This is a genomic window from Cytobacillus sp. Hm23, from assembly GCF_051842895.1.
Lineage (GTDB): Bacteria > Bacillota > Bacilli > Bacillales > SM2101 > Nanhaiella.
Map to the genome: position 1 here is coordinate 52,362 of NZ_JBPXRQ010000022.1, position 10,451 is coordinate 62,812.

Consider the following 10,451-nt stretch of genomic DNA (forward strand, 5'->3'; position numbering starts at 1 on the left):
AATAATATCGTCACGTATACAATTAAATCTCGTTCTACTTTATAGCTTAAGGTCGCATATAGCTTGTAACAGTCGATATACAGACTTATAATATGTTCATATATAAAGGTCCTCTTATTTTGATATCCTGAGCCTAAAGAAAACAACGAGCTAAGCAGCTCGTTGCTATGTTGATATTAAAATAGTTGATAATATAACTGAATTCCTGAAACAATTCCGTCTGCATACTTCACTAAAACATTATCATCTAGCAGTAATGCAGCATCGATTTCGTTAGAGAGAAAACCAAGCTCAACGAGAACACTCGGGATATCATTATGCTTAATTACATATAATTCATTATCCTTAATACCACGATCAGCCGACCCAACAATTTTCACAATTTCAGATTGTATAGCACTAGCTAATAATTTACTTTCCGCTCCATTTTCATTCGTAGAAGTATCATAGTAAGTTTCAGTACCGTTTGCATCTTCATTGGACGCCGAATTCGAGTGAATACTAACAAATATATCTGCATAATTTTCTTTCGCTATATCAACACGATCCTGAAGCTCTAACTTCGTATCACCATCTCTCGTCATAACGACATGAGCTCCTAATTCGTCAAGTCTTTGCTCAACTAATTTAGCAACCTTAAGATTTATATTCTTTTCTTGTTCATTATGGCCAGACGTTCCTGGATCCTCTCCACCGTGTCCAGCATCAATGACGATAATGCGACCTTCAATCATATTGTTTTTATCTGTTGATAGAAGCTTCAAATATGTTTTGTGTACATATCCAGTTTCATTGTTAAATTGAATATGTGCCCAGTTACCGTTTAAGTCCATTACATCAACGATGTCTCCATTCCACAGCTTGCCAACCACTTCACTTTCTGTTGATGGCGACTGACGAACATTTAACGTCGTGTCAACAGTAACGACTCCCTTTAGCTCTCCAGTTTCACTTTCAGGCTCTGAAGCTGGCTTCGGTACAGTCATTCGAAAGTTATCATTTAATGTTCTCGATAAAAACACTGAAAACTCAGCTCTTGATACAGCTTTTTCTGGTTTAAATTGATTATTACTTCCGTTTGAAATTCCTTGATAATACAATGCAGATATGTAACCAGATGCCCAATAATTAGCGTCTACGTCTGTAAATACTGCATCGATTTGTTGCGCTGCTTGTGTTTGCTGTAGAGAAAAAGCCTCTGTAATAATCTTACTCATCTGTGATCTTTTCAACGTGTCATTCGGTTGATATTTATCACCGTATCCTGAAATGACACCTAACTGCACAGCCTTTTCGATATAGCCTGATGCCCAGTGATTCGTTGGTACATCCGTAAAAGTTGCCTCTGCTACCTCAAGTTGACTTTCCCCTAACGCTTCAATAATCATTTTTGCTGCCTGCGCTCGGGTTACGTTGTTTTCTGGCAAAAATTGCTTATCGTCATTTTCTAAAGTATAGCCTGATATTATTCCTAGTGATACTAAATAATGAATGTTTGGCATAGCCCAATGTTCATTATTAATATCGATAAACACTTGCTCTTGACCAACAAAATCTTCAAGTGTTGGCTGATCAAAATCATCGGACTGTTCATCGTTTTCCTGATCAGAAGGTTCCTCTTCATTTTCTGGATCTTCATTTACATCCGTTTGATCTTCTTCAGTTTCTTCTTCATCTGCATTTTCATCATCACTATTTTCTTCCGATGCTTCATCACTACTTTGCTCTTCCTCATCAGAACCTTCTACATTTTCTTCATCATTTTCTGCTGTTTCTTCATCAGAACCTTCTTCGTTTTCCTCATCAGATGCTTCATTATTTTCTTGCCCTTCCTCATCAACCGAATCACCTGTATCCTCGTCCGATGGTTCTTCTCCCTCGTCCTCAGGTGGATCTTCAGGGTCAACCTGTGTCAAAGGCTCTGAGTTATTAGTCGCACTAAGATCAGACTCTGCACTGACTTGCGCACCTAGGAAAAATGTAGAGAAGCAAAGCAGCAATATCCATAAAGATAGTTTTTTCCCCACGAGTTACACCCTTTCTATAGCAGACAGCTTAACGATTAAAGTTAGCGTCGGCTATGAATTTTTTATACTTGGTCATATTGAGTATGTAAAAAAGACGGATACAAAAGGTAATCACTGTCCTCAATCGTTGTTCCACGCCTTGTTAAATAGTTTAAGAGGGTTCCTCTTACGCTCTATTGAAAACATCAATGTTCACGCGTTGCTAAAAAGAACCCTCTTTGAAAAATCCTTTGCGAGAGCTACCTCCCGCTTGAAGTAGCTTTACTTTGTGAAAATACGGTATAAAAATGCACTAAATTGTGCTCGATTGACGTAATTATTTGGCTTAAAAGTTTGATCTTCATATCCAGTCGTCACACCATTTGCTGCTAATGCAGAAATTTCTTTATAAGCCCAATGATCGACAGGGACATCCTTAAAGTCTGTTCCTGCTTGTCCAGCTAAATCATACGCGCGCTGTAATATGGCTGCCATTTGGGCACGAGTCAAAGTCCCTTCTGGATCAAATGTGCCATCTTCTTTCCCTTTGACAATTCCTGCATTTGCTACAGCTGCAATCGTCTTATAATATTGATGGTCTGTTGGAACATCTTTAAAGTTCGGATTAGTAACATTACTTGTGTCAAGGTTAAGTGCTCTATCTAGCAGGACTGCAGCATGAGCTCGGGTTAGGTTACTATATGGTAAGAAGCTACCATCTGGATAACCGTTAATAACCTTTTTACTCGCTAAATATTCAATCTCTGTTACTGCCCAACTATCTTCTGGAACATCTGAAAATAATTGCTCGTTATACGATTCACTGAAAACAGCTTGCAGCTTGTCAAAATAAATTTCACCACTGCCTTGCTTCTCTTTTACACCTTCAGCTACATATACCTTACTAACCTCAATTGGTGCTGTAATATCTTGTGGAATATCAGCTTCAACGTATTTCCATCCTGTCCAAGTTAAACCACCTTCGGAAGTGAAATCAATCGTATGGGTCTTACCCGTGCTATCATTAATTTTTCCGCGTAACCAGTGGTTATTTCCATCACCGTAAACCCAAAGACCTAGCTTTAAAGGTTTACTAGATACTTTGATCGGTTGTTTCGCAGTTACATATGCAGCTGCTACTCCTTCCTCACCAACTGAAAAATCATAGGTAAGCTTTAGAGATGCAGAACCTTCATGACGCGGTTCTGATTCACTGCTCTTAGCAATAGATGCTGAGGCACGAGCACTTTCAGCAACCCATTTTGATACATCGTCAAAACTATCAAGGCTTAACGGCTTATTGTTCACAGTTACGGGTACGGATACTGACGTTTTTCCTAACGTTGCAGTAATCTTTCCAGACCCTTCAGCGTCTGCTGCAGTAAATAATCCACTGTTTGAAATTGTACCTATCCCTTCCGTTACAGACCAAGAAACTAAGCTACTATCATAGATAAGCTTGTCACCATTTGAATCTGAAGCTTGTAAATTCATTTGCTGAGTCTGTCCTGAAGCGACGACTAATGAATCAGGAGAAATCGTTAATTTGTCAATCGTATCAACGACAGTGATTGGTAGTTCTTTCACAGCGCCTTCATATGTTGCAATAATTTTTCCAGTACCACTTTTTTCTGCTATAAACTTCATTCCTTCAAACCTACCAAGGTTATTTGTTACTTGTAATGAGAGTTTAGTAGAATCGTAGGATAATGGATTATAATATTTGTCAATTACATAATCAAAGACAACTTCTACCGAAGCACCTTCTACAACTTTTCCTTGCTCCTTCATATGAAGTTCAATAGTTGCAGGAACATCATTTGCCGCTGAGCTTACGACATGAAGTGACGTCGATACTGCGCGTTCTCTGCCATCTGATGGTTTATTTGCTACTGATGCATATTGATCACCATGCTCACGGACGACCATCGTCGTTGAACCACCGCCATCAAGGTTGATGGCACGATCTGCACCTAGACTCGCAACATATTCTGCGAATTCTTTAAGGTTCATTCCTGTACTATAGCCAGATTGTCTACCATCAACAGTTACAAAAAACACTCGATTTTTACTACTGTCAATGGCAACAGCTGAACGAGGTGCCTTTTCTTTTGCACGGGAACTGTTTTCATCAATTGTTAAGTATGGTTTGCCGTCCTTCACTAGCATAGGTCCAGACGTTAACATATACTTAGCATTCTGCCATTGAGAATCAATTCCTAATGATACTTGAAGCTGGTCCCCTACTTTTACATGTTGAAGTCGTTCATTCCACTTTCCTGTCATAGAAAGAACAAAGCCATTTTTTGGGATAGCAGTATTGGTTTTATCCCCATATTGACGAATGGATTGAACAGTACCATTGTATACATCGCCAAAACTCGGTAAGCCTTCTAACGGTTGATCTGTCGTCACAACAAATTCAGTTCCATACTCATTCGTATTCGTGTAACCATTTGAATGACTAGGTGTATATACGATCAGTTCTTCATAGTCACGACCGCGGTTAATCCCATTTAGTTGATATGTCGATCCGTTGTGTGCAAGAGATATGTTAACTTCATAATGATCTATTGCAGCTTGTCCATTACTTAAAATACCAAAAGCAATTGCTTCATTGACATAATGCTCACGTCCTGATGCAATCGTGCCTCCGTTGTAAATTTGATTATCCTTAGCAATTAAGTAAGCTGGTAAACCATTGCTAGTATGATAGAAAGAACCATTAATTGCCCCAACTACTTGATGCTCATTACTACTGTTCGCTTTTGCACTACTAGAAACAGTAGTTAATTTATCTAGAGGTGATGGAATTCCTACTTCAATCGACGTGAATGGGTCACTCAACTGAATGTCTAGTACATTTGCAACCTGTGTAGTTGATGATGATTGAAGTTTCATATTTTTATATGTAACACCAGGTGAAACTTGAAACTGGTCTAATAGGTTTTGAGAATAGCTTTCAGCACTTGCTTTTTGAGCAACTAAGCTAAAACTAAACATTTGCAATATCAATACTAGTACTGTAATTGATGTAACTATTTTCCTCATGCTGTCTCCTCCTACACTCCTTTCGAAGTTATTAATCTTACATATTATCTTACATATTTTAGCAGATACTGTCGAGAAACGCTACCTATCTATTGTACTATTTTCGACATTATCATAGTCAATCCCCCATTATATTATAAAGTCAAATGAGAGATAAATAGTAACAAAATAGTTACATTAATCAACATATTACTTCGTTTTTTTGTAAGATACGTCATAATTTTTCCTTGCTTACTACTGACATCACGATCAAATAATAGCTATTTTCGCATTCATTATTGCTTTTCGTACTAAATGCTAAGCACGAAACATTGCACATTCTAGCTTAAAGGCTGTATAGATCATGCCTAATTACTAAAATCTAGTATAAAAAGGAACAAAGTTTACGAAAAGTGCCAATGTGATGAGGTACCTCTTTTAAACCTTACTATTAAGTAACCGTGCTAGAAGATTTTGTGACAATATATCTTACAAAGTAGACCCCTGCTTCCACAATAATACGAACCAACCGATACCTATTTGAGGGTGCAATTAGTAAATCGGTTATTAAATTCGACAGGTTTATATGTCTGCAAATCTAGTAATTTGTTGAAGCCAGCCTAACAATGAAAAAAGCTGGTGTAAGTTATTCAAGTATACTTGAATTTTGAAGAATTTTGAAAGGTTTTATCGAGGAATGAACACCAAAAGAGAACCTATCTCACGATGAGATAGGTTCTTAATATAGCTTAATCCTTTAACACAAATTTATGCTTTGATGCATATGCCCCTAATATCATAAAGAAGTAGAAAGTATAAATCTTCGTTTCCCATATATTATACAAGAGCCCACTAGCACATGTCGCCCACCATAGTGCAATCATTACATTTGAAAACATATCTTCTTTTCGCCGCTTCCAGAAGAGTGCTAGCATCCCTAAGAGGAAAACAGCAAATAGAATTACACCAGCAACGCCTGTTTCAGCTATGACCTGAATATATTGATTATCGGTATAAAAGTTTTGGAAATAATATTTATTTTCACTACCCTCACCATAACCATCGGAATAAATATTATACTTTTCATAAATAGGCGATGAATAAGATAAGGTTGCCGAATCACCAAATGTCGCAAAACCAGAACCTAAAATAGGATAATCTTTAAACACTTCAAAGCCTTTTTCGACAAAATATATACGCCCTGTTTCAGCTGTTAGTTTTTGTGTCTCTTCATTGAAGGTGTGCTCAAAGCGATTAAGGAAGCCGCCTGCACCATAATTCTGATCATTTAAATACTGGACTAGCGCAACACCCCCGTTTGTTGGAAGGTAGACAAGTACGATACTGAGTAGCATTGTGATAAGGAATGGCTTCACTGACTTCCAATATCTTGTTAACGCTAAAAACACAACCCAGCCAACAAACACTGAAATCAACGTTCCTCTAGATAATGTTAATAGTAATGTTCCATTAAACAATGTTAATGCAACGTAGAGGAACCTTTTCGCATTCCCCTCCGCTTGATGCAAGAGGTACAAGCTTAAAACGATCGCAATGCCGAGATACATACCGAGTGTATTTGGATTCCCTGGCATTCCATAAATACGTGCAAAGTTCGTTTCTGAAATAATTCTTTCAACCCAAGCCTGAGGCAATAACCACGTACGCAATGATAGCTTCTCAATAATTCCATGAACACTAATAAGCATCGCAACAAAAACAGTCACCCAAGCAAACTTCGTGAAGTCTTGCTTATCAAGCTTCATTCTAGATACGATGTAATAAAGTAGGTACATAATTAAAAAAGTACGAAGCTGAAATACGATCGCTACAAGAGATACACCTGTCATATAAGCTGAAACTGCCCCTACTAGACAAAATAAAAAGAATGCCCATTCAAACAGTTTAAAGCGAAAGATAGACCGTAGATCATGTCGTAATTGATATATAGTTATTAAGAAAAGTAAAATGGTGATAATGTCACCTATATACTTCAGCCCTGAATTTGCTTCAGCATACAGTGGCCTTATAGGCACGTATAGCAACAATAAAAAGAGCGCATTTTTCGGATTAACAATTGTATATACCGCAAAAATAAGCGTAATTGCAATAAGAGCTAGCTTTGGTGTTAACGTTAATGATAGCGTCAATATTAAAAAACCTAGCAATAAAAATCGATACGATTTAAAATTCATCTCCATAACATAAACCCTCGCTGTTTTTGTCGTTCTTTGTTAACTATTTTTCAAATGATATTTTTTCATCTCAACGTTATGTACAATACTCAATCAAGGAATCCGAAGTATCGGAGGATTAACTCGTGAATTCACTTCATCGGTAAGTGACATCACTTATAAAAGCAATAGGAAAAATAGCTAATCTAGCATTCATATCGTTACATTGTTTTAACAGTACTATGAACAATCATACTACAAATTGTCAGTTTCGTCATTTACAATTAAATAACAAATCCACCTACGACTTAATGTACACTTAATTGTTTAAAAAGTCATAGGTCCTTATGAGCATAGCAGCAAATTGTGCTCTTGTTATGTTAGCTTCAGGGTGATAAAAGGCTTGTTTTGTCACAATACCTATATTAGCCAATTGCTGCACTGCATTGTAGGCGTAATGATTTTCATCTACATCTTCAAAAAGAATACGTTCATGTGAATAAGTAGTGTTATTGTGTTGAAGTGCTCTTGAGAGCATCACCGCCATTTGACCTCTCGTCAAATTCTCTTCAGGATAAAAATTACCATTTTCGTATCCATTCACTATACCACTTGCAACTGCAGTATAAATGGCTAATGAGCCAGAAAGCCCCATCGGCACATCACTAAATGACTTTGTTATAGAAGTAGGAAGAGGCCAGTTGAAGAGACGCGCCAAAATCATAACACTATGTCGGCGAGTGATTTCATTATCTGCCCGAAAGCTTCCATCTTCATAGCCATTAACATAACCTAACTCGTAGGAGCGGTAGATTTCATCGTATGCCCAAAATTCTTCTCCAATATCTGAAAACTGAGCTTTTTCTACTTCTTTCGAATTTACTACTGTTATCTCGTTAGTAGCAATCACTTGGCCTTGTTCATTTATAGCAATAGCTGTTAATGTCATATTTTCTTCAGAACCTACTATATTATTCAAATCTACTATTATTTTGTTGGAAGCTGCTTTCCCGTGAAGTAGCAACTGATCCCCACTATAAATGTACAATTGTGAGCCAATTAAACCATTAGATAAGCCGACCAACAGTACATCCTTTGTATTGACTGGTTGTCCATCCTTTAATGTCAACCATTCTATTACTTGTGACGTTTCCGATTGTACTGCTTCTTGCATTTGTAACAATCCAGCACCAGAATATATATCATAGCCTTCATTATGTATATCTGCCGCAGTTGTAAAAAGCTTGTTTCTTATTTGAATCACATCTAGCTGATCGTTTGCCAGTTTCATAAATGCTACTGCACTAGATATGTAAGGAGTTGCCATCGAAGTGCCAGTTAATGCCTTATATGTATTATCCTTATACGTACTAAGTATCTCAAAACCAGGTGCGCTAATATCTACTTCCCAGCCGAAATCAGCAACAGCGAGGATTTCATCAGACGGAGTTGTTCCGGAAACAGTAATTACGCCTGGGTATGATGCAGGGTAAATTTGGTCTGTAGTTGTTTCCCAATTTCCAGCAGCTGCCACGACGACAATATTTTGCTCAAGCGCACCGTCCACTGCTTCTCGCAGCATTTTAGTCTCACCTTTCCCTGCAAGACTAAGATTGATTATATCTGCACCGAGACGAGTTGCGTCGGTAATTGCCACGCCGAGCTCGAAATCACTGCCATTACCGTATGCATCCAATACTTTTAGTGGCAATATATCTACAGGTGCATTTGCTAATAAACCTGTAATGCCAATACCATTGTTCATACATGCTGCCAATATCCCTGTAACATGTGTGCCATGTCCAAATTCATCACTAACGCTCTCAGTACCGCCAGTATAATCTGTCCCTAAACTATATAATACATTTTCGCAAAAATCTTCATGTTGAGAAACACCTGAATCGACTACTGCAATAAGCAAATGATTCACACCAATAATGTGCTGGACTACCGGTTGCTCTTGCCAGTCGCCTTGTGTCTTTATTGACACAGATAATGACTCAAACGTTTCATTACGCGGGAGGAGAACATCGAGTGTTTGTAAGTTACCTTCATTAACAGCAAGTCTTTCCCCACTGCTATCAAACACCTCTAGCTGCCACAGCCCACTAACGTGTGCAAGTTCAATTGACAGACGTGAGAGCGGTTCATGATTAAGTACAATTGTAAATTCTGTTTCATTTATTGGTGTATTAGTATACGGTACAGCTCCAGCTGATGTAATAATCTCTTTACCAACAAGCAAATTATTTCTTTGGGGAATAAAATTGTTCATACTATCTTCAGCATTCACTTTTGCTAATCCCCATTGCTCCGTCACTAATGGGTCAGAAACTTGAAGCTCAGCCGCAGCACCCTTCGCATAATTTCGTTCTACTAAGCTAACAATACCGTCCTTTTTAATTAATTGTATTTCTTGCTCAGTAAAAGATGCTTTCACTATTTTTTTATCAATATTTATAACATGTTGACGATAATCTTCCTTGAATGTAGCTACATCAGCCTCTTTATCAAAATAAATCAGCCACTGTTCAGCATTTTCCTCTGCACTTACGACAATGATAGTACCGAAATAACATACACTTAACATGATTAGTTGTAACAAAACCTTCATATAAAACTCCCTATTGTCATGCAATCTTTTATTTTCTATTATACCAACCTTTAACACTATTTGAATGGTTAGTTTGTTCATCTCTCAATTTAGTAAATCGACAAATACTTCAAAATTATTTCCTAAGCAATTATTTTGACTATTAATGCGGATAAAACTGTGTATGTGTGGAATTCTAAAGATAGATCTTTCATTTGACAAAAATAGAATAGAAGTTTTAGGTGGAGATATATATAAATACTTAAATATTGGAGAACGAAGTGAGGGTTATAAATCCGGTAGTGTCTTACTATAAATCCCCTATTTCACTTGAAGGCGCTTTTTGCCTTCACGAGAAATGGTGAAGTAACCTCGAGGGGATTGGCACTGGAGCTAGACAAATAGAAATGCGGAAGTGACTTGCTCATCCCCGACTAGCACTGGAAGCATTTCACTTGAAGGCGCTCTTTGCCTTCACGAGAAATGGTGAAGTGACCTCGAGGGGATTGGCACTGGAGCTAGACAAACAGAAATGCGGAAGTGACTTGCTCATCCCCGACTAGCACTGGAAGCATTTCACTTGAAGGCGCTCTTTGCCTTCACGAGAAATGGTGAAGTGACCTCGAGGGGATTGGCACTGGAGCTAGA

At 37.8% G+C, this 10,451-nt stretch carries 4 protein-coding genes; all 4 read right to left on the reverse strand.

The features are described from left to right. Window positions 1-176: 176 nt before the first annotated feature. Window positions 177-2,027: an N-acetylmuramoyl-L-alanine amidase gene (locus tag ACSVDA_RS14795; protein WP_485884206.1), complete on the reverse strand. Its 1,851-nt coding sequence runs from the start codon at window positions 2,025-2,027 to the stop codon at window positions 177-179. A 261-nt stretch (window positions 2,028-2,288) separates the two neighbouring features. Then, entirely contained in the window at window positions 2,289-5,057 is a 2,769-nt protein-coding gene (locus ACSVDA_RS14800; protein ID WP_485884207.1) for an S-layer homology domain-containing protein, read from the reverse strand. Between the two features lie 728 nt (window positions 5,058-5,785). Then, window positions 5,786-7,237: an O-antigen ligase family protein gene (locus ACSVDA_RS14805; protein WP_320207510.1), complete on the reverse strand. Its 1,452-nt coding sequence runs from the start codon at window positions 7,235-7,237 to the stop codon at window positions 5,786-5,788. Between the two features lie 292 nt (window positions 7,238-7,529). Further along, complete coding sequence (locus ACSVDA_RS14810; RefSeq protein ID WP_485884208.1) at window positions 7,530-9,905, reverse strand: S8 family peptidase; 2,376 nt, start codon at window positions 9,903-9,905, stop codon at window positions 7,530-7,532. Window positions 9,906-10,451: the final 546 nt, after the last annotated feature.

Coding starts and splice junctions, on each gene's coding strand:
- ACSVDA_RS14800 (WP_485884207.1), bottom strand. CDS start 5,057: ATGAGGAAAATAGTTACATCAATTACAGTACTAGTATTGATATTGCAA.
- ACSVDA_RS14805 (WP_320207510.1), bottom strand. CDS start 7,237: ATGGAGATGAATTTTAAATCGTATCGATTTTTATTGCTAGGTTTTTTA.
- ACSVDA_RS14810 (WP_485884208.1), bottom strand. CDS start 9,905: ATGAACAAACTAACCATTCAAATAGTGTTAAAGGTTGGTATAATAGAA.